Source organism: Bacillus sp. TH17 (assembly GCF_016651125.1).
Taxonomy (GTDB): domain Bacteria; phylum Bacillota; class Bacilli; order Bacillales; family Bacillaceae_G; genus Bacillus_A; species Bacillus_A mycoides.
The window spans coordinates 4662630-4684776 of record NZ_JAEKEN010000001.1; the positions used below are offsets into that span (position 1 = coordinate 4662630).

Genomic DNA, 22147 nt, shown 5'->3' on the forward strand with positions numbered 1-22147 from the left:
AAGCTACACCTCCACATCATACGGTTCATAATCCTTCCTAAGCGGATACCCCACCCAATCATCCGGCATTAAAATGCGGGATAAATTAGGATGACCTTCAAATACAATACCGAGCAAATCATACGTTTCACGCTCCGGCCAATCTGCCCCTTTCCAAAGCGGCGTCACCGATTTTACTTGCGGCGCTTCCCTATCGAGCTTTACCTTCACTGCTACTGACTGTTTCTTTCCATATGAAAATAAATGAACGTATACTTCCATATGTGTCACAAAATCTGTCGCATGTAGCTCTGACATATAATCAAAAGCAAGCCCCTCATGGAATCGTAGCAATTCCATCACTTCATAATATTTCGAAGGCTCCGCCACAAGAGTTGGAACATCTTTTGAAAGCTTATTAATATAGGAATCTACTAATGCATATCCTCCTACCCTCTCCTTAACAACCTCCACATAGCGATTTAAATATGGTTGGTTAACTGATGGTTCTTCCTGCTGCGGTTCGTCTTCTATCTTATTTACAGATCCCTTTGCCCTTGCCGCAGCAGCGGCTTTCGCTTTCGCGGCTGCAATTGCCTTTGCTTTCTCATCTCCAGAATCCCCCTCACCTTGTGAGGCTTTCTGCTTCGCTAACGCTGCTGCTTTTGCTTTTGCAGCTGCTACAGCCTTTGCCTTCGCTTTAGCTTTTTCTTCGTCCGTTACTTCTTCTGATCCTTCTCGCTTCTGCTTCGCTAATACCGCTGCTTTTGCAGCTGCTACAGCCTTTGCCTTCGCTTTAGCTTTTTCTTCGTCCGTTACTTCTTCTGATCCTTCTCGCTTCTGCTTCGCTAATACCGCTGCTTTTGCAGCTGCTGCGGCTTTCGCCTTTGCTTTGGCTTTTTCTTCGTCCGTTACTTCTTCTGATCCTTCCCGCTTTTGCTTCGCTAATACCGCTGCTTTTGCTTCGGCAGCTGCTGCAGCTTTCGCCTTTGCTTTGGCTTTTTCTTCGTCCGTTACTTCTTCTGATCCTTCTCGCTTTTGCTTCGCTAATACCGCTGCTTTTGCTTTTGCGGCTGCTGCGGCCTTCGCCTTCGCTTCTTCTACATTAATCCCCTTATCTTTTGGTAGCGCTTTCTCTTTTTCTCGATGTTCTCCTTCAAGTTTAGACATTTCCGCCCCATGTTTCGCAGCAAGACGTTTTCGCGCTTCCTCTTTCGCATGACGGGCTGCTTCTCTTTTCATACTTTCTAAGTCTTTATTTGGATCACTCATTTATTCGTCACCTGCTTTCCGGTCCTCGCCTCGTAACGAATTTTTTCTTTTAATTTATTAATTCCATAAATTAAAGCAGCAGGATTTGGAGGGCATCCAGGAATATACACATCAACTGGTACAATTTGATCTACACCTTTCACAACAGCATACGAATTCACATACGGACCACCGGCCGTTGCACAAGATCCCATCGCAATTACCCACTTCGGTTCAGGCATTTGATCATATAGGCGCCGAACAATAGGTGCCATTTTCTTCGTTACCGTTCCTGACACAATCATGACGTCCGATTGTCTTGGTGAAGTCCGAAAAAATGACCCAAATCGATCTAAATCGTAATGTGATGAGCCTACTCCCATCATTTCAATCGCACAGCATGCCAGTCCAAATGTCATCGGCCATAAAGAGTTGCTCCGCGCCCATCCCTTCAACTGTTCCAATGTAGAAAAAAAGATATTCCTTTCTAATTCCGCTCGCTCCTGTGGGTGTAATTCCTCAAAATTTATAACCATTGTAACACCTTCTTTTTCCAAGCATACGCTAATCCAACTAGCAACATCACAACAAAAATGAGCATTTCAATCAGTGCAAATAAACCAAGCTTGTCATATGCAACAGCCCATGGGTATAAAAATAAAGTTTCTACATCAAAGATGACGAACAATAAAGCGAAAATGTAATAACGAGCATGAAACCGAATATTTGCATCATGAAAAGGCTCAATTCCACTCTCATACGTCGTCGCTTTCGCTGCACTCGGTTTGTTTGGACGCAGCATTTTCCCTAATGTAAGAGCCACTACCGGCAGCAATATACCTAATAGCAAGAAAATCAAAACGATCATATAACTATTTTCATATACACTTGCCATTGTGAAACCCTCCCCCCTGAATTAAGAACAAGTTCACATAGTAAACAATATGTCTTACTTGCATTATTTATTATTTTTAAATTTTTCTAAATAATGCAACTATTTAATTCATTATAGCAAACTTCAAATTCCTATGTCGATATATTGGGAACAGAAACAACAATTAATACTTGCTGAGCAAATCTATTTTTACAACTCATTATAAATGTGTAAAATAAATATAGAAATTCTATATGTTTTCAAGCAATCATAAAAAACATAAACTACAAAAAGGTGGTTCTTATGTATATACAGTGGGTGATATAAATGAAAAAACAAACACATGTAAGTATTCTTATAAGCATTTCATTGTTGTATATAGCTATTCATTACGTATCAATGTCCTTTTTATATGAGTACGCACTCCCATTTCAAATATTAACTGGAATAAGTACCATATTAATTGATATTACAATTTGCAGTTATATATTTTATTTTTCAAATGTAAAACAAGGGTTATCTCGTTTGTTTTGGATAACATTAACTATCGGATCCTTCTCTTATTTCATCGGCGATATAATAGTTGCTTATCAACGCTTAATTCTGCATGACTACTATACATTCGTTGATCCATCAGACTTTTTTTACTTATTATTTTTAGTTAGCTTTGCATTTGCCTTTCTATATGAAATTATTTATGGCCGAGATTTATTGGAACAGCTTTTTACGATATGTGATATTTGTATTATTGTTACTGCTCAATTTACTTTAAGCTACTATTTACTTATTGAAAGAACCATTCATATTTTTACAACATCATATATCGACATGTTTGTTCAACTCACGTATCCAATGGCTGATCTACTCTTTCTTTTAATAGGAATCAACCTTTTATTCAGACCATTATCCTTACTACCAAAGCAAGTTGGTGCTCTTCTTGGCAGTGCTTTAATTTTGTATGCTACTACGGATTCTATTTATGCTTATATAAAATACTTCCAGCCTGAGCACTCTATGTTCACAGTTGCTCCATTATATCAAGTAACCTTATTATTGGTAGCAATCGCTTGTATACTTCACACAAAAGAGCCCGAAAAACAAGAACAAATATTACTAACGCCTCAATTTGGTGAATCAATCCGATTATCATTACCGTATATTTCTGTCGTGATGCTTATTGTTTTTATATTGGTCGAAAATGTTTTTGCACCTATCGTAGTAATTGGACTTATGGTAACTTTCGCCTTCGTTCTCATACGCCATACGTTAGTTCGAAGACAAAATAAAATATTATTGCTAGCACAAATGCAATTCAGTTTAGAACTCGAGAAACAAATCGAACTACGTACAGAAGATTTAGTAGAACAAAAAAATGAGTTATATCATAACCAACAAATGTTTAAATCTTTATATGAGCATCATCCAGATCCAATTTTCACATTAGATTTGTACGGTAATTTTCTCAATGTGAACAACGCTGGAACTACTTTACTCGGTTATCAAACGAATGAATTATTAAACCAACCATACTATTCACTTATGTATGAACAAGATTTGGAAGAAATCATTAATGCCTTTCATCACGTGAAAAAAGGGAAATCTATTTCTTTAGAAATACGGGCATATCATAAAAATAGAGATATTTACTACTTACATGTTACAGCTGTTCCCATCTTTTTAAAGGAACATATTTCTGGGGCCTATTTAATGATTAAAGATATTACAGAAAGCAAGCAGCAACAAGAGCAAATTAATTTCCTAGCATATCACGATACTTTAACGGAACTTGCGAATCGCCGTTCATTTCATCAACAGTTAGAAAAGGCAATTGCACGAGCAAAAATATCAAAAAGACCTTTTGCTGTTATGTTTCTCGATTTAGACCGTTTTAAAGTTATTAACGATACTCTCGGTCACCGGGTAGGAGATCTTCTTTTAATTGCTGTAGCAAAAAGACTAGAACGAATATCGACGTCAAATATGAAACTTGCTCGGTTAGCTGGGGATGAATTCACAATTCTTATAGAAGATTATAAAGAAGATAGAGATGTACAAAAAATAGCTGATATGATTGTACTATCTATGAATGAGCCATTCGAAATTGAAAATCAACATTTACAAATCTCGCCAAGTATCGGGATTGCAATATACCCAGAAGCAGGCGAAGATCCGTTATCTATTTTACAACATGCTGATATGGCCATGTACGAAACCAAAAATAAAGGAAAGAATGGTAGCTCACTTTATACGAAAGAGTTATATAAAAAAATGGAGCGAAAAGCTCGAATTGAAAAAGATTTACCACTTGCTTTAGTAAATAAAGAATTCTTTCTCGTCTATCAACCACAAGTTGACATTACAACGAATAAAATCATCGGTGCCGAAGCTTTAATCCGTTGGAAACATCCACTATTAGGTGACATTTCACCATGTGAGTTCATTCCAATTGTGGAAGAGACTCCGCAGGTCATCCCACTTGGGCATTGGGTGCTACGAGAGTCTTGTCGTCAACTAAAAATATGGCAAAGTTTTGGATACACAAACTTAAAAATAAGTGTCAATTTATCAGCGAAAGAATTTCAACAAAATCAATTAATCGAAAATATTTCACAAATACTAAAGGACGTTAAAATTGACCCGAAAGATGTAACACTTGAACTAACAGAACGAATTGCGATGATTGATGAAAAAGAAACATTATCGAGACTAAAGCAATTAAAAGAATATGGTATTCAAACGTCCATTGATGACTTCGGTACCGGCTACTCTTCTCTTGCTTATTTATCAATTTTCCCTATCGATACATTAAAAGTACCAAAAGAATTTACACAACTAGCCGATCATCGGCCTGAAGAAAGAGCCATCGTTTCCACTATCCTTTCCCTTGCAAATACTTTAAATCTCTCTGTCGTTGCTGAAGGAATTGAAACAGAAAAACAGCTTAAGTTTCTGCAAAAAAACAACTGTAAATACATGCAAGGTTACTATTTCAGTAAACCTCTAACAAGTAAACAGTTTATAAAATTCCTACAAAAAACACCCAGTATGAACCAATAGTTCACACTGGGTGTTTTTTAAAGTGTCGGAATTCTTTTTTCGTAATATTCTTCTGCAATCTCTTCGTAAAAAGCTGCTGTCGTTGTATAAAAATATGGAATCAGCCATAAAAATCCAATCCCTAATGTAATACAACTTAATATAAACCAACCAATAAAACTTAAACATAAAATGAAATACTCCATCTTATGTCCAGCCATCATACGACGACTTTCTGTAATAGCTTGATTTATTGAATACTCAGGATGATCATTTATAATAAAATACGTCATCGCATAAGAAAATGATTTAATAATGCCCGGAATAATAAATAGTAAGCACCATAAGAAAATATAAATGTTTACTACTATATATAATAAAAATGACTTTATAAACTTACTTCCTTCCGTAAACCATCTGAATATATGCCCCATACGCGCTTCTTTTTCACGAATTATATATAGTGCTAAACAATAACCACCTAGCGTTAATGGACCTACCATCAATATTGTAATAACATCTACTGAAAGTGAGTTATCTACTTCTTTCCAATCCCAAACCTGAGAGAAAATGAAATCAACACTAAAACTAAAAGCTGAAATAAGAATCGAAATAAGTAATGTTGCCCCAACAGCTAAGCCCCATTTTCCTTCTAGTGAATCTAGTGCTTCTCCTTTTAAATCACTAATCATAATTAGCCTCCAATACGTAATAATTCTATTAGTATAGCATGTTCCTACTGCAATTCACCTTTTGCAATATAGCGATAAAAATGTGCTGTCGTTGTACCTACATATGGACTAAGCCAAAGAAATCCTATTCCAAGAGTAAGAATTGCTAAAATAGCCCATCCTATGAAGCTAAGCCATAAAAGAAATAAATCTAGTTTATGCCCCTTCATAAAGTTCTTACTTTCTTTCATCGCCTGTGAAACGCTATAATCTGGATTTTCAACCATAACATAATACGTCATCGCATAAGAAAAATACATCACAATCATTACAACAATCGAAATAGCTAATAGTACAAAGAAAGCAATTGTTAACGATACATTCCCTTCCTCACCAAAAAACGCGAATACACCTAGTAACAACATCGGAATCCACGTACCTGTATATAACAAAATCGCAAGCATAGCCCACATTGTTTTCATCATTCTTTTAAAGCCACGAAATCCTTCAAATAAATAATCTACTCTAGCATCTTCTCGTTTACTAATTTGTAGCAACACATTCGTATAACCGTATGATGTAATACCATAAGATGCATTACTCAAAATGATTATTATGCAATAAAAAATTCCAAATGTAATACCTGCCCCGACTGATATCGCTTCCTCTTCAATTGAACCCGCTAAACCAACAACTAAGAAAAATATAATAATTCCTGGAATTAAAAGTATAAGCATTGCAGCCATTGAAACAACATAACTTAAAATAATATGTAAAATCGTTGATCCAACACCTAGTCCCCATTTTCCCTTTAAAGAGTACAATGCTTCTCGTTTCATTTCACCGATCATTTGTTCATCTCCTTTATGAAATATAAATTGTTATATATTTTCTACTTATACAAACAACAATATAATTATACCAATTTTGTCAGTTTATTCTATCTATTAAATTGAGTTTCAGTTTCGACATTTAAATAAAACACATCTATGCATAACAAAAAACGAACCTGCAGTTCTTTTTACTTCTTGATTTTCACTTGGCATCGGGCAAAAAAAGGCTCTGACGGCTAAATGCTCTCTCCTACCTAAAGAGAGGCATTTTTTTCCCCTTTTTATTTATATCCATAACAAAAAATCCGTAAAGGCAAGAGCCCTTACGGATTTTTTTACTTCATATCTGAAACGTTTAAACGGTTCACAGCACGCTGCAAAGCCATTTCTGCACGTCTAAAGTCAACATGCGCTTGTTTATCTTGCATACGTTGCTCAGCGCGACGTTTCGATTCATTTGCACGATGGATATCGATATGGTTTGCTTCTTCAGCAGATGATGATAACACAGTTACTTTATCTGGACGAACTTCGATAAAGCCACCGCTTACTGCTACATAATCAGTGTGCCCACCATTTTTCAGACGGACCGCACTAATTTTTAAAGGTGCAACAGTTGGAATGTGACCTGGTAAGATCCCCATTTCCCCACTCTCTGCTTTTACGCTTACCATTTCTACTTCTTTTTCGTAAACCGGTCCATCAGGAGTTACAATACTGACTGGAAATGTCTTCATAATTCGTCCCTCCTAAGGCCTTACGCCATCATTTTCTTCGCGTTTTCAATAACTTCTTCAATGCTACCAACAAGACGGAACGCATCTTCTGGAAGGTCATCATATTTTCCTTCTAGAATTTCTTTGAAACCACTAACTGTATTTTTTACAGGTACGTAAGAACCTTTTTGACCTGTAAACTGTTCAGCTACGTGGAAGTTTTGTGATAAGAAGAATTGAATACGACGAGCACGATGTACAACTAACTTATCTTCTTCAGATAACTCATCCATACCTAAGATAGCGATGATATCTTGAAGCTCTTTATAACGCTGTAAAGTTTGCTGTACTTGACGAGCTACTCCATAATGCTCTTCTCCTACGATTTCTGGAGAAAGCGCACGAGATGTAGATGCTAATGGATCTACGGCTGGGTAAATACCCATTTGTGTTAAACGACGCTCTAAGTTTGTTGTTGCATCTAAGTGAGCGAACGTTGTAGCTGGTGCTGGATCCGTATAGTCATCGGCTGGTACGTATACCGCTTGGATAGACGTGATAGATCCTTTATTTGTAGATGTAATACGCTCTTGTAATTGACCCATTTCTGTTGCAAGTGTTGGCTGGTAACCTACCGCAGATGGCATACGACCAAGAAGGGCAGATACTTCAGAACCCGCTTGCGTGAAACGGAAGATGTTATCGATGAACAATAGTACGTCTTGTCCTTGCTCATCACGGAAATGTTCAGCCATTGTTAAACCTGTTAATGCAACACGTTGACGTGCTCCAGGTGGCTCGTTCATTTGTCCGAATACCATCGCAGTTTTCTTAATTACGCCAGAATCGCTCATTTCGTGGTATAAGTCGTTACCTTCACGAGTACGCTCACCTACACCAGCGAATACAGAGATACCACCGTGCTCTTGTGCGATGTTGTTAATTAATTCCTGAATTAATACTGTTTTACCTACACCGGCACCACCGAATAGACCGATCTTACCACCCTTAATGTAAGGAGCAAGTAAGTCTACTACTTTAATACCAGTTTCAAGAATTTCTACTTTAGTAGATAACTCTTCGAATGCAGGCGCTTGACGGTGAATTGGATCACGACGTACATCCGCAGGAACATCACCATCTAAGTCAATTGCATCACCTAATACGTTAAATACACGACCAAGTGTTACATCACCAACTGGTACAGAGATTGCTTTACCAGTATCTTCTACTTCTGTGCCACGAACAAGTCCATCTGTGGAAGACATTGCAACTGTACGAACTGTGTCATCACCTAAATGAAGTGCAACTTCAAATGTTAAGTTAATGCTTGCTCCGTTTTCGTTGCTTTGTTTTACCGTAAGGGCGTTGTAGATTTCTGGTAGCTTTCCGCCATCAAACTTAACGTCTACAACCGGACCCATGATTTGCGTAACGCGCCCTTTATTCATCGGGTTCCCTCCTAGCTTTCTTTTAATTAGCCAGCTTTCTAAGAGAAGTCGGCTTTTAATTTTTATTAGTTTATAGCTTACGCGACTCTCCTGTTCTGGACGAGACGCTTCCGCTTTTTATTGAATCTAGTTCCAGCGGCTAGAACAGTCGGTCATTTCGCGCCTTCCTACGAGGCCAAAAGCGCCTCTTCGTCAGGAGCTCCAATGCCCTCCCCTTCTGAGCAAGCCACCTACGCTTTTTAATACTATTCTAACGCTGCTACTCCACCAACGATTTCCGTAATTTCTTGCGTAATCGCTGCTTGACGCGCACGGTTGAATGAAAGTGTAAGTGAATCGATAACTTCCATTGCGTTGTCTGTAGCACTCTTCATTGCTGTCATACGCGCCGCGTGCTCACTTGCTTTACCGTCTAGTAATGCACCGTACACTAAGCTTTCTGCGTATTGTGGCAATAATACTTTTAAAATTTCTTCTTCAGAAGGTTCGAATTCATAAGCTGTCGTCGGTTTATCAGACGCCACATCCGTAAGCGGTAAAATTTTATTTTCCGTTACTTCTTGTGAAATTTTACTTACATAATGATTGTAGTAAATATACAGCTCATCATAAGCACCATCTGCGAACATCGCAATTGCTCGAGAAGCAATATCTTTAATATCAGTAAATGATGGGTGGTCAGATAATCCAACTACTTCATCAATAATGTTAAAGCCGCGACGTTTTAAATAATCACGTCCTAGTCGTCCAAGCACAATAATTGAATATTGGTTTGAATCCATATTATGACGTTCACGAATTACGTTACTTACTGTACGTAATACGTTACTGTTATAACCACCTGCTAGTCCGCGATCAGATGTAATAACGATGTACCCTGTACGCTTTACAGGACGCGCATTTAGCATTGGATGATTAATCCCTTTACTTCCTTGCGCAATGCTCGCTACTACTTCTTGAATCTTTTCCATATACGGAACGAAAGATTTAGCATTTTGTTCTGCACGGTTTAACTTAGATGCAGATACCATCTCCATCGCTTTCGTAATTTGACTCGTTTTCTTTGTCGAGTTAATCTTCGCTTTTATATCGCGTAAAGATGCCACAGGTTTTCACCACCTTTTTTCCGGAAGTTGGCACGATTAGTAAGAATCCTCTTCCTAATCTACGTTGCAAGATATTCTTGCTCATGATTGAAGGAAAAGAATAGGTGCACCTACTCTTTTCCTTTACATAACCGTCAGCAATCTCAAAAGCTGAGATGCCTTTATATATTATCTAGCTTCAGCAGCCTGAACGAGCCGCTTCCGCTTTTATTTATTACTCAGAAGCTACGAATACTTTTTTAAATCCATTAATAGCTGCTGCAAATTTGTCGTCATCCGCAAGTTTCTTAGTTGTGCGAATTTCGCTTAATAAGTCAGTTGCATTTGAATCTAACCAAGCATGGAATTCTTCTTCGAAACGAGTGATATCTACTACTGGGATATCATCTAGGAATCCACGTGTTAAAGCGTAAAGAATAATAACTTGTTTCTCTACACGTAACGGTTTGTGTAATCCTTGTTTTAATACCTCAACTGTACGAGCACCACGGTTTAATTTCGCTTGTGTTGCTTTATCAAGGTCAGAACCGAACTGAGCGAACGCTTCTAACTCACGATAAGATGCAAGGTCAAGACGAAGTGTACCTGATACTTTACTCATCGCTTTAATCTGAGCAGATCCACCTACACGAGATACAGAAGTACCCGCATCTATTGCTGGACGTACGCCAGAGAAGAATAGGTCAGATTGTAAGAAGATTTGTCCATCCGTAATAGAAATTACGTTTGTTGGGATGTAAGCTGATACGTCCCCTGCTTGTGTTTCGATGAAAGGTAATGCAGTTAAAGAACCGCCGCCTCTTGCATCGCTTAATTTTGCTGCACGCTCTAATAAGCGAGAATGTAAGTAGAATACATCCCCTGGATATGCTTCACGACCTGGAGGACGACGTAATAGTAATGAAAGCTCACGGTAAGCCGCTGCTTGTTTTGATAAGTCATCATATACTACTAATACGTGTTTACCATTGTACATGAACTCTTCACCCATTGTTACACCAGCGTAAGGAGCTAGGTATAATAATGGAGCTGGTTGAGAAGCCGATGCAGTTACAACGATTGTGTAATCTAATGCACCGTGCTTACGTAGTGTTTCTACTACGTTACGTACAGTTGATTCCTTTTGTCCGATAGCTACATAGATACAAATCATATCTTCATCTTTTTGGTTAATGATTGTATCAAGTGCAACTGCTGTTTTACCTGTTTGGCGGTCACCGATGATTAACTCACGTTGACCACGGCCAATTGGTACAAGAGCATCGATCGCTTTAATACCTGTTTGAAGTGGCTCATGAACAGATTTACGATCCATTACACCTGGTGCTGGACTTTCGATTGGACGAGTGTTTGTTGTATTGATTGGGCCTAAACCATCAACTGGTTGACCTAATGGGTTTACAACACGACCGATTAGTTCTTTTCCTACTGGTACTTGCATAATGCGACCAGTACGACGAACTTCGTCACCTTCACGGATTTCTGTGTAAGGTCCTAAAATAATGATACCTACGTTGTTTTCCTCTAAGTTTTGTGCTAGTCCCATAACGCCATTAGAGAACTCTACAAGTTCACCAGCCATAACGTTATCAAGACCATGAGCACGCGCAATACCGTCACCAACTTGGATAACTGTACCAACATCACTAACTTCGATTTCAGACTGATAGTTCTCGATTTGTTGCTTTATCAGTGCGCTAATTTCTTCAGCTCTGATGCTCATGTGCTTCACCCCTATCTATTCTTCATTAATTCACGCTGAATACGTGCTAATTTTCCTTGTAAGCTTCCGTCGTAAATGCGATTTCCAATACGTACTTTAATGCCGCCTAGTAAATCTTCATCCACAACATTTTTCACGCGAATTGCATCTTTTCCTGTTTTTTTTGCAAATGCTTCTGCAATGTTAAGTTTTTCTTCTTCCGATAGAAGACGAATAGAATATACAGTTGCATCCGCTACGTTACGTTCTTCATTAGCAAGAACAACATATTCATTTGCAATTTCAGGTAGGATATCAATACGCTTGTTATCAATTAAAATATATAACGTATTTAAAATAGATTCAGAAACAGATGCGAATACGTTTGCAAGAAACGTTTTCTTCTGCTCTTTTGAAATGTTCGGTTGCGTTAAAAAGCTATGTAGTTCTCCGTTCTTTGTAAAAACGTTTTGTACAAGGCGTAATTCCTCTTCAAACATTTCTAATACGTGTTTTTCTTTTGCAATTTTGAAAAGAGCGACAGCATAACGTTTTGCTACAATCCCATTGCTCATCGCGCTTCTCCTACTTCTTTAATATAATCGCGAATTAACTTCACTTGATCTTCTTCTTTTAATTCTTTTTCAATTACTTTAGAAGCAATATGAACAGATAAAGAAGCAACTTGTTCTTGTAAAGCAGCAATCGCTTGCTCTTTTTCGCGTTGAATTTCTTGTACAGCAGATGTTTTAATTGATTCTGCTTCTTCTTTCGCAGCAGCAACAATAACATCCTTTTGATCTACAGCTTGTTTCTTCGCTCTTTCGATTAACTCTTGTGCTTCAACACGCGATTGTTTTAACATTTCACGTTGTTCTTCTACTAATTTCTTCGCTTCAGCATTACTTCTTTCTGCAGCGTCGATTTCATTAGTAACATGCTCTTCACGTTCTTTCATAATTCCCATTAAAGGACCCCACGCGAATTTGCGTAGCATTACTAATAGAAGTAAGAAAATGAACAATGTATAAGCAATCGTTCCAAATGGAATGGAAGCCCCTAATAATAAAGTTGGCACAAGGATTCACTCCCTTCAAAATATCTAAATTGATCATATGAAAAAAAAAGACATACGTTTCGTTCATAAAGCAATGGCGAAGAAAGTTCGGAAAAACACTCTTCGCCATCTATGTAAGGGGAGTCTCCCTTATTTGTTCATTACGATGAAAGCAATAACTACACCGATAATTGGAAGTGCCTCAACTAATGCAACCCCGATGAACATAATTGTTTGAAGTGCGCCTTTTAATTCTGGTTGACGAGCAACACCTTCGATTGTACGTGATACGATAAGACCGTTACCAATACCTGCACCTAATGCTGATAAACCAATTGCAATTGCAGCTGCGATTACACCTAAACTCATTTAATTTGTCCTCCTTTGTATTATAAAAAAATAAATTTTTTCTTACTTAAATTATATTAATGGTCATGGCTTACTTTATGAGCCATATAAACCATCGTTAACATTACGAAAATAAATGACTGGATTGAACCAACGAATACGCTGAATCCCATCCATGCTAACATCGGTACAAGTGCACCTAATGCTCCTAAGAATGATGCCCCGCCTAACTTAGCAAGTAATCCTAATAAGATTTCACCTGCGTAAATGTTACCAAATAAACGAAGACCTAACGTTAATGTGTTAGCAAATTCCTCAATAACCTTTAATGGGAATAAGAATTTCATAGGTTGGAAATAACCTTTAACATATTCTTTCGTACCCTTCATCTTAATTCCATAATAATGGGTGAGGGTAACTACCATCACGGCTAATGTTAATGCAACTGCTGGATCAGACGTTGGTGATCTCCACCATGCAATATGTTCGCCAGCCTCAACTGTTGAATACATGAATGGTAAACCAAGGAAGTTCGATACGATGATAAACATGATGAGCGTAACGCCAAGCGTTAAGAAACGTCCACCTGTTTTCCAATCCATCGTACTATTGATAATCCCTTTCACGAAGTCAAACACCCATTCCATGAAATTTTGCATCCCGGTTGGGCGAAGCGCTAAGCTGCGAGTTCCGATAACAGCGATTAAGAAAACAATAACTGCTGCTACAGTAACCATCATAACTGATGACAAATCGAACGTTAAACCTAGAAATTCAACTAATTTACCGTGTTCCACTAGTAATTCACCTCTCTTCCCTGCTCGTATACTCTAAATAAAGAAAATCTATGATCATGACAAGGTATCCTGTCAGCAATCCTACACCTAAGCCCCACATCGCAATTAACTCTTGATATTTGGCTGCAAATAAAATTAATAACCCAATCGTGGCGAATCTTGAATATGTACTTACCGCTGTCGCCTTAAACTTCACGTTTTCTCCATTTGTTACGCGATCTAATAGCTTGTCTGTTCTACGTGCAATGATGCGCAAACTAAGAAAACTGAAAATCGTTCCGATAATCAGCCCAAGAAATACATCCTTGTAAGAGGTAATTCCCCATCCTAGCACTAGAAGCGCAAGCAAGTAGTACATATATTTCTTTTGTCTTTGGACAAGTCCATGTACGTCTATCATCATTGCTCTCCCGAATAGTAATGTTGAATGAGTCGAATCATTGCGTATACCCCTGTTCCTAACCCGAGTAATAACCCTATAATAAGAAACAACGGAAACGTTCCAACCTTATTATCAATCCATTGCCCACCAAAGATTCCGATAAGAATAGAACCAACTAACTGAGCAAGTATTCCTGACATTAAAGCATACGCTTTTATATGGCTGCGATCGTTTTTTTGCAAGGATTCATCCCTCCAATATGTAACCCTCATTCACGATGTGTTAATAATAACTCATTTTTCTGCATAAATTCTATACAAAATAAAAAGTTTACATTTTCGTCACGGAATAGATGCATTTTTGTCACTGAAAGCCCTACCATCTATCCCCGTTGTTAGCATACAATAGGGTATTAACAGTGTCAACGAGAAATCGTAAAAAATCAAAAAATTTGAGTATTAGGCATTTCCTCCCAAAAATGAAAACGTTCCCCTTCTAAATACTGGTTAGAGATATGCAATTTCTAACAGTTTTCTCTTTATAATAGAAGAAAATGTTCACAAGTTTGTCACTATTATATTTTTAAGATATAGCGCTTTTCTTCCATAATATAGTGTCCCCGAGACGTAAGACTTCTATATTATATGTGATGTGTATATAACTTATGTTGTATATACCCTGTATATTTATCTCCCCCCTCCCCCGTTTGCTGAGGGCGAAAAAAAAAAACGAGCGGGGAATCCCCCTCTCGTCTGTTGTCTTACTTTGTTCCGAATAAACGGTCACCAGCATCACCAAGACCTGGAACTACATAACCATGGTCATTTAACTTCTCATCTAATGCCGCTACATAAATATCAACATCAGGATGCTCTTCCTGCACTACTTTTACTCCTTCTGGAGCAGCTACGATACACATTAATTTAATTTGCTTTGCACCGCGCTTTTTCAGAGAATTAATTGCTTCAGCCGCAGAACCACCTGTTGCTAGCATCGGATCTAGTACGATAAAGTCACGCTCTTCTACATCCGTTGGAAGTTTCACATAGTATTCTACCGGTTGCAATGTTTTAGGGTCACGGTATAAACCAACGTGTCCTACTTTTGCTGCTGGAATTAATTTCAGAATTCCATCAACCATTCCTAAACCTGCACGTAAAATCGGAATTAAACCAAGTTTTTTACCAGCGATCACTTTTGTTGTCGCTTTGCTTACAGGCGTTTCAATTTCAATGTCTTCAAGTGGAAGGTCACGAGTAATCTCGAAAGCCATTAAGCTTGCTACTTCGTCCACTAATTCACGAAAATCTTTCGTACCTGTATTCTTATCGCGAATATATGTAATCTTATGTTGAATTAACGGGTGATCAAATACATACAGTTTTCCCATGTGAATCTCTCCTTTAGATGATATTCATGCGTTTACACGCTTCTTTACACTATTTACGATTGTAAAGAAAACGCTACTAATATTCAAGGGCAAATTTGGCAAAATCATGATTTTGCGATGAATCTATCTAGTATCTTTACCAATTATGGGAGCTGTATCCTTCATTATATCGCCAAAATTTATTCATCATTTGTATACATACTTTAAAAATAATATATGTCCACAAAAAAGACTGCCAAAACAATTACGTTTCAGCAGTCTTTTTCAATCTATTATAGATCTGTATACATTGAGAATTTGCTCGTTAACGCTTCTACACGCTTACTTGCTTCTTCTAATGCAACTTCATTCTCATGATTTTTTAATGTATAAGCAATAAGTGCCGCAATTTCATCCATTTCTTCTAAACCGAAACCACGAGATGTTACAGCTGCTGTACCGATACGTACGCCGCTTGTTACAAATGGGCTTGCTGTTTCAAATGGAATTGTATTTTTGTTCACTGTAATACCAACTTCATCTAATACGTGCTCTGCTACTTTACCTGTAATTTCCAAGTTACGAACATCAATTAAGATTAAATGATTGTCTGTTCCACCAGAAACAAGTGTAAGTCCTTCCTTTTGAAGGCCTTCAGCTAAGCGGTTCGCATTATTAATGATATGTTGTGCATATGTTTTAAACTCATCTTGTAGTGTCTCACCAAATGCAACAGCTTTTGCAGCAATTACGTGCATAAGTGGGCCACCTTGAATACCAGGGAAGATTGATTTATCAATTTGTTTTGCAAATTGCTCTTCACATAAAATCATACCACCACGTGGACCACGTAATGTTTTATGTGTTGTCGTTGTAACGAAATGTGCATGTGGTACTGGGTTTGGATGTAAACCAGCAGCTACTAAACCAGCGATATGTGCCATATCAACCATAAAGTATGCACCCACTTCATCTGCAATCTCACGGAATCGTTTGAAATCGATAACACGAGGATATGCACTTGCACCTGCAACGATTAATTTTGGTTTATGTTCTTTCGCTTTTGCTAATACATCATCGTAATTAATACGGTGAGATTCAGCATCCACGCCATATTCTACGAAATTATATTGTACTCCACTGAAGTTAACAGGGCTTCCGTGTGTTAAGTGACCACCATGAGATAAATTCATGCCAAGTACTGTATCGCCTTGCTCTAAAATCGTGAAGTATACTGCCATGTTCGCTTGTGCACCAGAATGTGGTTGAACATTTACATGCTCTGCGCCAAAAATTTCTTTCGCGCGATCACGTGCGATATCTTCTACTACGTCTACGTGTTCACAACCACCATAGTAACGTTTTCCAGGATATCCTTCAGCATACTTATTCGTTAGAACAGAACCTTGCGCCTCCATTACTGCTTCACTTACGAAGTTTTCCGAAGCAATTAACTCGATCTTTGAACGCTGTCTTCCTAGTTCTGCCTCAATTGCAGCAAATACCTTTTCATCTTGACGTTTTAAATGATTCACCAAAATCCCCCTTTTCTGAACGAATTACATCAATTCCCAATAGTTTTTTCTCATTTATTCAGAAAAAACGAAAATTCAGGTTGTAATTCTTTCGAACCTTCATGTTTTCAACTACATTCTAACATGACTTTCTATATCATAAAAGAAAAAAAAAGACCAAAATTGGTCTTTTCTTTCTTCTATTATAAAGTCAGACCACATACCTTTTACCTTTCGATATACAGCTGTTATAAGACTTTATAATTTTTCATGTTTAACGGCAAGGAATAGCTTCTTCATTTGCCGCATAAACGGCACGTGCTCCACCTATTAGTTTCCCACGTGTTTTCGCCATCGTTACATGCGCACTTCCTATTTCCTTCACACTTGTACGAACCGGTACAGCTACATGCTTTAAATGCATACCGATAAATGTATCGCCGATATCCATTCCTGCATCTGCTTTAATAAACTCAATTACTACCGGATCTTTAAAATTGTGATACGCATACGTCGCTAATGCACCACCTGCTGATCTAACAGGCGTAACTGTTACAATTTCAAATTGATATTTCATCGCTACATCTCTCTCAACTACTAAAGCACGATTTAAATGCTCACAACATTGAAACGCCAATTCAATACCTGTTCTCTCTTGAAATTGTTTTAACTCAGAAAAAATCGCCTCTGCCACTTCCATCGTTCCTGATGTTCCAATTCTTTCACCTAGCACTTCGCTCGTGCTACACCCCACTACAAAAATTTGACCACTTTGCAGCGTGGCTTGTTCTTGGAAATCAGAAAGCGACATTTGTAGCTGTTCTCTTACCTTTACGATTTCTGTCATTACGCCTCTTCCTTTCACAGGTTGGTTCACCAAATTATATTTCATACTACTTATAGTTAGAATCTATTACTTTGTTTCGTACGTTTTAATTTTTCCTACTCGGTTTTCGTGACGGCCACCTTCATAGTCAGTTGTTAGCCAAATTTTCGCGATATCACGCGCTAGACCAGCTCCAATTACACGCTCGCCCATCGCTAACATGTTAGTGTCATTATGCTCTCTCGTCGCTTTCGCACTGAAAGTATCATGAACTAATGCACAACGAATACCATTTACTTTGTTTGCTGCGATTGACATACCAATGCCTGTCCCGCAAACTAAAATACCACGATCCACTTCACCATTCGCGACCATTTCTGCTGCTGGAAACGCAAAATCAGGGTAATCAACAGAACCAGCTTCACATTCACAACCTAAATCAATATATTCAATATTTAACTCTTCTAATAAACTTACAAGTTCTTTACGGATATTCATACCGCCGTGATCAGATGCTACTACTACTTTCATTTTTACCCCTCCGAAGTTTCAATCAATTATCTTCATTTCACACTCGCTACCTTAATGGAACAAAGTGATCTCCAATATCGTATTATACACGAAACATCAACCTTCTGAATGCTTTTTCAGTAAAGTTTGTACAAGTTTTTCCATCTCTTCTAACGTTTCTTTATAAATAGAAAGCGATCCGCCAAATGGATCTGAAATATCCTTACTTATACCCTTAGTTAATCCATATAATGTATCCAATTTCTTTTCCACGCTCGGATAATACCCAAGTACAATTTGCTTATGGTTTTCCGTCATTGTTACTACAATATCCGCCCAATCAACCAAAGTATCGTTTACCTGCTGCGCGGCATGATCGATTACAATTCCTTTTTCAGCTAAAGCTTCCTTTGCATGTATCGACACATCGCTTCCAGGATAGGCGAAAACACCAGCAGATTGCACTTCAAATTTACCTTCTCCATAATGACGAAGCAAAGCCTCAGCCATCGGACTACGGCATGTATTTCCAGTGCAAACAAATAACACCCGTTTCATCTAAACCCACCCCTTTTTTTCTGTTTCCTACATTTATCCCGATTGGTGAAGGCTAATAATCAGCGGGGGATGAACACCCTCCACTGATTAAAGTTTCACTTTATCATAGCGTACATTAGAATAGAACAAAAGAAATGTGAACATACGAAAGGCGCATTTCTCTTATATTTTTTCTAAGAAAAATGCGCCTTATCCACATATATGAAACCCTATTTCCAAGTGCCCAAAGTATTTTACCATACATAATGAACACACTACGAAACAAAATAAGGAATCCATTTCATATGAAACGGATTCCTTCTATCAAATAATTATTTCATTGTAACTTTCATTACTTCTGTTGAACCTTTTGTAGCTGTTACACCTACAGTTGTCTTAATAGACTCAGCTGCATCTGTGTTTGTAATAACGATTGGAGTAATTGTGCTTTTCGCTTTTTCACGAATTAATTCTAAGTCGAATGAGATTAATTTATCTCCAGCTTTTACAGCTTGTCCTTCAGAAACGTGAGCTTCGAAACCTTCACCTTCCATTTTTACAGTTTCTAATCCAACGTGGATTAAAATTTCTGTACCGTTTTTCGCTTTAATTCCAATAGCATGTTTCGTGTGGAATAATTGTACGATTTCACCATCAACTGGAGATACAACTACACCTTCAGTAGGATCGATCGCAACACCATCACCCATCATACGACCAGCGAATACTGGATCTGGTACTTCTTCAATATTTTTCACTGCTCCAGTTAATGGAGCTACGATTGTTTCTTCATTTGTTTTTGAACCAAAACCGAATAATTTTTTAAACATAGGATAGTCCTCCTTATAATTTACCTAAAAGTTTATAGGGCAATCTCTATTCAAGATCGAAATACACGTAAGACTTCATACTTCGAATGTTATACTGTAAAAACTCTTTCGAAATAAATCATGTCATTACTACTAGACTCTTATTGTAGCGCTTCACAAAATTCCAGTCAATTCTGATTGTCTGAATAACAATGAGAAGTTAACTTCTACTTATATTTTCTCTTTTTTTCACTTACTTGTCTAGAGGTCTTTACTACATTTTATTTTTTGTTGTTAATTTGTAAAATTCCTTTCAAATTTTTGTTGAAATCCACTTGACTAAAGTAAGTAACTATTTTATTATTACTTACATAAGGTAAGTTAATAACTTTTAGGAGGTTTTTTAAAATGATGGATATCGGTCTTCTTATTATTCGTCTTATTATAGGAATTACATTCATGGGTCATGGTGCTCAAAAATTATTTGGTTGGTTCGGCGGTTACGGCTTAAAGGGAACTGGCGGCTGGATGGAGTCAATCGGCTTACGTCCTGGTGTATTTATGGCATTTATGGCTGGCGCAGCTGAACTATTAGGTGGTTTCTTATTCGCAGCAGGTATTTTCACTGTAGTTGGTTCATTATTTATCGTAGGAACAATGTTAGTAGCAATTTTCACAGTTCACGGAAAAAATGGTTACTGGGTAACACAAAACGGATTCGAATATAATTTAATGTTAATCGCTGTCGCTATCGGTGTAGCTTTAATTGGACCTGGCGCTTACGTTTTACTTTAATATTTATCTCTATTTCAAGATATTTACCAAAAAAGAGATTACTTCAGTACAATCGAGGTAATCTCTTTTTTTACATCATCAAAAAAATATTATTTTCAGCAGGAGATTCCCATTGATATCTTGTAAAGGAACAATAAGTATTCATATTTAGAAAGGGGATTACAACATGTTATCCATTAATCCAAACGAACAAACCGAAAAAGATAATTACAAATTACTAACAGGAAGTATCATTCCACGTCCTGTTGCATTCGTTACTTCTGTAACTAAAGATGGCGTATTGAACGGTGCGCCATATAGTTATTTCAATATCGTCGCTGCCAATCCACCACTTATCTCAGTTTCAGTACAACGCAAAGAAGGAAAACCGAAAGACACTTCCAGAAACGCAATAGAAAAAGGGGAATTTGTCGTACATATTTCTGATGAATCTTACGTAAAAGCGATCAACGAAACAGCAGCGAACCTACCTCCTAATGAAAGTGAAATCGAATTAGCAAAACTAACACCGATTGACAGTGATGTCATTTCAGTACCAGGGGTTAAAGAAGCAAACATTCGAATGGAGTGCATATTAGAACGCGCTATCCCACTCGGCGGAACCGAAGACTCGCCAGCTTGTGACCTACTAATCGGCCGCGTCGTCCGCTTTCACGTCGCTGAACACTTATACGAAAACGGCCGAATTCACGCCGAAGAACTAAAACCAATAAGCCGCCTAGCAGGACACAACTACGCAAAACTAGGAGAACAATTTGAATTAGTGAGGCCCATTTAAAGGCGGAAGCGGCTCGCTCAGAATGAGAGGGGGATGGAGCTCCTGACGTAGAGGCGCTTTTTGCCTCGCAGGAAGGCGCGAAGCCACCAACTATTCTAGCCGCTGGAGCTGGATAGATCTAAAAGCGGAAGCGGCTCGTTCAGAATCGCAGGGCACTTCAAGCTCTCGACCTTGAAGCGCTTTTTGCCTCGCAGGAAGACGCGAAGCCACCGACCATTCTAGCCGCTGGAACTGGATATATCCCCTAAAAGCAGAACCGACTGCTCAAGCTTCATCACTCAAACATAACCCCCCGCTGAAAGCGGGGAATTTTTTATCGTAATTCTTCGTTCTTCTCCTCTAATGCCGGGAATTTCTCTTTTTTCGGCTTACCAAGCTTTATTACAAAGAAATATAAGGAAAGTAACGTAATAAGGAAAACAATTAAAAACGGGTACGGAGAATAAAAAGTACGCGCCGCCTCCGATTTTCCTGCAACAAACTTCAATGACTCAATATCTAAAAACTCAGCAAACATTTGTACACCGAGCATACTGAACCAAAAAACAAAAAAACTAATAATAATACCAAAAACTTGCTTCAATCTCGTCATTCATCTCATCCTTTCTATATTTGTAATTTTTTAGTGTGATTAATATAGTACAAACGAAACTATGCACAGAAAGGAACTATCTCACCATTCACGAATTAACTTAATCCAACCTAACATCGAAATTTGCAAAATAACACCCAATATTATAAGTCTTCTTAGCCATCGAGGAAAGAAGGTTAAAAGCTTAACATACCATTCCAATAGCTTGTTCATA

The 22147-nt window shown here is 37.9% G+C and carries 27 protein-coding genes; 3 read left to right on the forward strand and 24 right to left on the reverse strand.

Going from position 1 to position 22147, the window contains the following annotated elements; all coding sequences use genetic code 11:
• Nucleotides 1-3 precede the first annotated feature (3 nt).
• The 3 genes from JFT95_RS24045 to nuoA are packed head-to-tail and all read right to left on the reverse strand — an operon-like array spanning nt 4 to nt 2125.
• Nucleotides 4-1251 (reverse strand): NADH-quinone oxidoreductase subunit C, encoded by a 1248-nt coding sequence (locus tag JFT95_RS24045; protein ID WP_201053419.1) that lies wholly within the window; start codon nt 1249-1251, stop codon nt 4-6.
• Nucleotides 1248-1766 carry an NADH-quinone oxidoreductase subunit NuoB gene (gene nuoB / locus JFT95_RS24050; protein ID WP_002089729.1) on the reverse strand — a complete coding sequence of 173 codons (519 nt, stop codon included), beginning with the start codon at nt 1764-1766 and terminating at the stop codon, nt 1248-1250. Before nuoB ends, JFT95_RS24045 begins: the two co-directional genes overlap by 4 nt.
• On the reverse strand, nt 1757-2125 hold the full coding sequence (nuoA, locus tag JFT95_RS24055; RefSeq protein WP_000179270.1) for an NADH-quinone oxidoreductase subunit NuoA: 369 nt from the start codon (nt 2123-2125) through the stop codon (nt 1757-1759). Before nuoA ends, nuoB begins: the two co-directional genes overlap by 10 nt.
• A gap of 306 nt (nt 2126-2431) precedes the next feature.
• Between nuoA and JFT95_RS24060 the strand changes: the two genes are divergently transcribed.
• Entirely contained in the window at nt 2432-5161 is a 2730-nt protein-coding gene (locus JFT95_RS24060; protein ID WP_201053420.1) for an EAL domain-containing protein, read from the forward strand.
• Nucleotides 5162-5178: 17 nt separating this feature from the next.
• Here JFT95_RS24060 and JFT95_RS24065 read toward each other — a convergent pair whose 3' ends face one another.
• The 19 genes from JFT95_RS24065 to JFT95_RS24155 all read right to left on the reverse strand — a co-directional run bounded on the left by JFT95_RS24065 (nt 5179) and on the right by JFT95_RS24155 (nt 19789).
• On the reverse strand, nt 5179-5832 hold the full coding sequence (locus tag JFT95_RS24065) for a DUF975 family protein (RefSeq protein ID WP_201053422.1): 654 nt from the start codon (nt 5830-5832) through the stop codon (nt 5179-5181).
• A gap of 44 nt (nt 5833-5876) precedes the next feature.
• On the reverse strand, nt 5877-6662 hold the full coding sequence (locus JFT95_RS24070) for a DUF975 family protein (RefSeq protein ID WP_033731118.1): 786 nt from the start codon (nt 6660-6662) through the stop codon (nt 5877-5879).
• A 317-nt stretch (nt 6663-6979) separates the two neighbouring features.
• Nucleotides 6980-7381 (reverse strand): F0F1 ATP synthase subunit epsilon, encoded by a 402-nt coding sequence (gene atpC, locus JFT95_RS24075; RefSeq protein ID WP_002016279.1) that lies wholly within the window; start codon nt 7379-7381, stop codon nt 6980-6982.
• Between the two features lie 20 nt (nt 7382-7401).
• Entirely contained in the window at nt 7402-8811 is a 1410-nt protein-coding gene (atpD, locus tag JFT95_RS24080) for a F0F1 ATP synthase subunit beta (RefSeq protein ID WP_002016281.1), read from the reverse strand.
• A 245-nt stretch (nt 8812-9056) separates the two neighbouring features.
• A complete protein-coding gene (atpG, locus tag JFT95_RS24085) occupies nt 9057-9917 on the reverse strand; it encodes a F0F1 ATP synthase subunit gamma (protein WP_002016283.1) in 861 nt (286 codons plus the stop codon).
• Nucleotides 9918-10131: 214 nt separating this feature from the next.
• On the reverse strand, nt 10132-11640 hold the full coding sequence (gene atpA / locus JFT95_RS24090; RefSeq protein ID WP_002016284.1) for a F0F1 ATP synthase subunit alpha: 1509 nt from the start codon (nt 11638-11640) through the stop codon (nt 10132-10134).
• 11 nt (nt 11641-11651) lie between these two features.
• Nucleotides 11652-12194: a F0F1 ATP synthase subunit delta gene (gene atpH / locus JFT95_RS24095; protein ID WP_002130060.1), complete on the reverse strand. Its 543-nt coding sequence runs from the start codon at nt 12192-12194 to the stop codon at nt 11652-11654.
• Nucleotides 12191-12697: a F0F1 ATP synthase subunit B gene (gene atpF / locus JFT95_RS24100; RefSeq protein WP_002016287.1), complete on the reverse strand. Its 507-nt coding sequence runs from the start codon at nt 12695-12697 to the stop codon at nt 12191-12193. Before atpF ends, atpH begins: the two co-directional genes overlap by 4 nt.
• A 129-nt stretch (nt 12698-12826) precedes the next feature.
• The gene (atpE, locus tag JFT95_RS24105) at nt 12827-13045 is read right to left on the reverse strand and encodes a F0F1 ATP synthase subunit C (RefSeq protein ID WP_000052064.1); all 219 of its coding nucleotides are present in this window, start codon (nt 13043-13045) and stop codon (nt 12827-12829) included.
• A gap of 56 nt (nt 13046-13101) precedes the next feature.
• Nucleotides 13102-13821 (reverse strand): F0F1 ATP synthase subunit A, encoded by a 720-nt coding sequence (gene atpB / locus JFT95_RS24110; RefSeq protein ID WP_000399874.1) that lies wholly within the window; start codon nt 13819-13821, stop codon nt 13102-13104.
• Nucleotides 13822-13828: 7 nt separating this feature from the next.
• The gene (locus tag JFT95_RS24115) at nt 13829-14221 is read right to left on the reverse strand and encodes an ATP synthase subunit I (RefSeq protein ID WP_002016288.1); all 393 of its coding nucleotides are present in this window, start codon (nt 14219-14221) and stop codon (nt 13829-13831) included.
• Entirely contained in the window at nt 14221-14445 is a 225-nt protein-coding gene (locus tag JFT95_RS24120; protein ID WP_002089742.1) for an AtpZ/AtpI family protein, read from the reverse strand. The genes JFT95_RS24115 and JFT95_RS24120 overlap by 1 nt, the downstream gene beginning before the upstream one ends.
• A gap of 26 nt (nt 14446-14471) precedes the next feature.
• Nucleotides 14472-14585, reverse strand: coding sequence for a DUF4024 domain-containing protein (locus tag JFT95_RS24125; protein ID WP_000232963.1), 114 nt, complete (start codon nt 14583-14585; stop codon nt 14472-14474).
• Between the two features lie 378 nt (nt 14586-14963).
• Nucleotides 14964-15593, reverse strand: coding sequence for a uracil phosphoribosyltransferase (gene upp / locus JFT95_RS24130; RefSeq protein ID WP_000517533.1), 630 nt, complete (start codon nt 15591-15593; stop codon nt 14964-14966).
• Between the two features lie 272 nt (nt 15594-15865).
• A complete protein-coding gene (gene glyA / locus JFT95_RS24135; RefSeq protein WP_002143868.1) occupies nt 15866-17107 on the reverse strand; it encodes a serine hydroxymethyltransferase in 1242 nt (413 codons plus the stop codon).
• A gap of 253 nt (nt 17108-17360) precedes the next feature.
• A complete protein-coding gene (locus tag JFT95_RS24140) occupies nt 17361-17933 on the reverse strand; it encodes a TIGR01440 family protein (RefSeq protein ID WP_002130064.1) in 573 nt (190 codons plus the stop codon).
• A 66-nt stretch (nt 17934-17999) separates the two neighbouring features.
• The gene (gene rpiB, locus JFT95_RS24145) at nt 18000-18443 is read right to left on the reverse strand and encodes a ribose 5-phosphate isomerase B (RefSeq protein ID WP_000869917.1); all 444 of its coding nucleotides are present in this window, start codon (nt 18441-18443) and stop codon (nt 18000-18002) included.
• Between the two features lie 96 nt (nt 18444-18539).
• Nucleotides 18540-18980, reverse strand: coding sequence for a low molecular weight protein arginine phosphatase (locus JFT95_RS24150; RefSeq protein WP_002143871.1), 441 nt, complete (start codon nt 18978-18980; stop codon nt 18540-18542).
• Nucleotides 18981-19291: 311 nt separating this feature from the next.
• Nucleotides 19292-19789, reverse strand: a complete 498-nt coding sequence (locus JFT95_RS24155) for a PTS sugar transporter subunit IIA (protein ID WP_002016294.1) — start codon at nt 19787-19789, stop codon at nt 19292-19294.
• A gap of 387 nt (nt 19790-20176) precedes the next feature.
• Here JFT95_RS24155 and JFT95_RS24160 point away from each other — a divergent pair, with 387 nt between their 5' ends.
• Nucleotides 20177-20563, forward strand: coding sequence for a DoxX family protein (locus JFT95_RS24160; protein ID WP_201053424.1), 387 nt, complete (start codon nt 20177-20179; stop codon nt 20561-20563).
• Nucleotides 20564-20729: 166 nt separating this feature from the next.
• Nucleotides 20730-21341, forward strand: coding sequence for a flavin reductase family protein (locus JFT95_RS24165; RefSeq protein ID WP_201053425.1), 612 nt, complete (start codon nt 20730-20732; stop codon nt 21339-21341).
• 313 nt (nt 21342-21654) lie between these two features.
• On the opposite strand, the gene JFT95_RS24170 is transcribed toward JFT95_RS24165, so the two are convergent.
• Nucleotides 21655-21933 carry a DUF3935 domain-containing protein gene (locus tag JFT95_RS24170; RefSeq protein WP_201053426.1) on the reverse strand — a complete coding sequence of 93 codons (279 nt, stop codon included), beginning with the start codon at nt 21931-21933 and terminating at the stop codon, nt 21655-21657.
• An 81-nt stretch (nt 21934-22014) separates the two neighbouring features.
• Nucleotides 22015-22146, reverse strand: coding sequence for a hypothetical protein (locus tag JFT95_RS29915; RefSeq protein WP_002139014.1), 132 nt, complete (start codon nt 22144-22146; stop codon nt 22015-22017).
• Between the last annotated feature and the right edge of the window lies 1 nt (nt 22147).

Excerpts from the sequence above, each read along its gene's own strand:
- JFT95_RS24045 (WP_201053419.1), bottom strand. The coding sequence starts at position 1,251 with ATGAGTGATCCAAATAAAGACTTAGAAAGTATGAAAAGAGAAGCAGCC.
- nuoB (WP_002089729.1), bottom strand. The coding sequence starts at position 1,766 with ATGGTTATAAATTTTGAGGAATTACACCCACAGGAGCGAGCGGAATTA.
- nuoA (WP_000179270.1), bottom strand. The coding sequence starts at position 2,125 with ATGGCAAGTGTATATGAAAATAGTTATATGATCGTTTTGATTTTCTTG.
- JFT95_RS24060 (WP_201053420.1), top strand. The coding sequence starts at position 2,432 with ATGAAAAAACAAACACATGTAAGTATTCTTATAAGCATTTCATTGTTG.
- JFT95_RS24065 (WP_201053422.1), bottom strand. The coding sequence starts at position 5,832 with ATGATTAGTGATTTAAAAGGAGAAGCACTAGATTCACTAGAAGGAAAA.
- JFT95_RS24070 (WP_033731118.1), bottom strand. The coding sequence starts at position 6,662 with ATGATCGGTGAAATGAAACGAGAAGCATTGTACTCTTTAAAGGGAAAA.
- atpC (WP_002016279.1), bottom strand. The coding sequence starts at position 7,381 with ATGAAGACATTTCCAGTCAGTATTGTAACTCCTGATGGACCGGTTTAC.
- atpD (WP_002016281.1), bottom strand. The coding sequence starts at position 8,811 with ATGAATAAAGGGCGCGTTACGCAAATCATGGGTCCGGTTGTAGACGTT.
- atpA (WP_002016284.1), bottom strand. The coding sequence starts at position 11,640 with ATGAGCATCAGAGCTGAAGAAATTAGCGCACTGATAAAGCAACAAATC.
- atpH (WP_002130060.1), bottom strand. The coding sequence starts at position 12,194 with ATGAGCAATGGGATTGTAGCAAAACGTTATGCTGTCGCTCTTTTCAAA.
- atpE (WP_000052064.1), bottom strand. The coding sequence starts at position 13,045 with ATGAGTTTAGGTGTAATCGCAGCTGCAATTGCAATTGGTTTATCAGCA.
- JFT95_RS24115 (WP_002016288.1), bottom strand. The coding sequence starts at position 14,221 with ATGATAGACGTACATGGACTTGTCCAAAGACAAAAGAAATATATGTAC.
- JFT95_RS24125 (WP_000232963.1), bottom strand. The coding sequence starts at position 14,585 with ATGGTAGGGCTTTCAGTGACAAAAATGCATCTATTCCGTGACGAAAAT.
- upp (WP_000517533.1), bottom strand. The coding sequence starts at position 15,593 with ATGGGAAAACTGTATGTATTTGATCACCCGTTAATTCAACATAAGATT.
- JFT95_RS24140 (WP_002130064.1), bottom strand. The coding sequence starts at position 17,933 with ATGACAGAAATCGTAAAGGTAAGAGAACAGCTACAAATGTCGCTTTCT.
- rpiB (WP_000869917.1), bottom strand. The coding sequence starts at position 18,443 with ATGAAAGTAGTAGTAGCATCTGATCACGGCGGTATGAATATCCGTAAA.
- JFT95_RS24150 (WP_002143871.1), bottom strand. The coding sequence starts at position 18,980 with ATGAAACGGGTGTTATTTGTTTGCACTGGAAATACATGCCGTAGTCCG.
- JFT95_RS24155 (WP_002016294.1), bottom strand. The coding sequence starts at position 19,789 with ATGTTTAAAAAATTATTCGGTTTTGGTTCAAAAACAAATGAAGAAACA.
- JFT95_RS24160 (WP_201053424.1), top strand. The coding sequence starts at position 20,177 with ATGATGGATATCGGTCTTCTTATTATTCGTCTTATTATAGGAATTACA.
- JFT95_RS24165 (WP_201053425.1), top strand. The coding sequence starts at position 20,730 with ATGTTATCCATTAATCCAAACGAACAAACCGAAAAAGATAATTACAAA.
- JFT95_RS24170 (WP_201053426.1), bottom strand. The coding sequence starts at position 21,933 with ATGACGAGATTGAAGCAAGTTTTTGGTATTATTATTAGTTTTTTTGTT.
- JFT95_RS29915 (WP_002139014.1), bottom strand. The coding sequence starts at position 22,146 with ATGAACAAGCTATTGGAATGGTATGTTAAGCTTTTAACCTTCTTTCCT.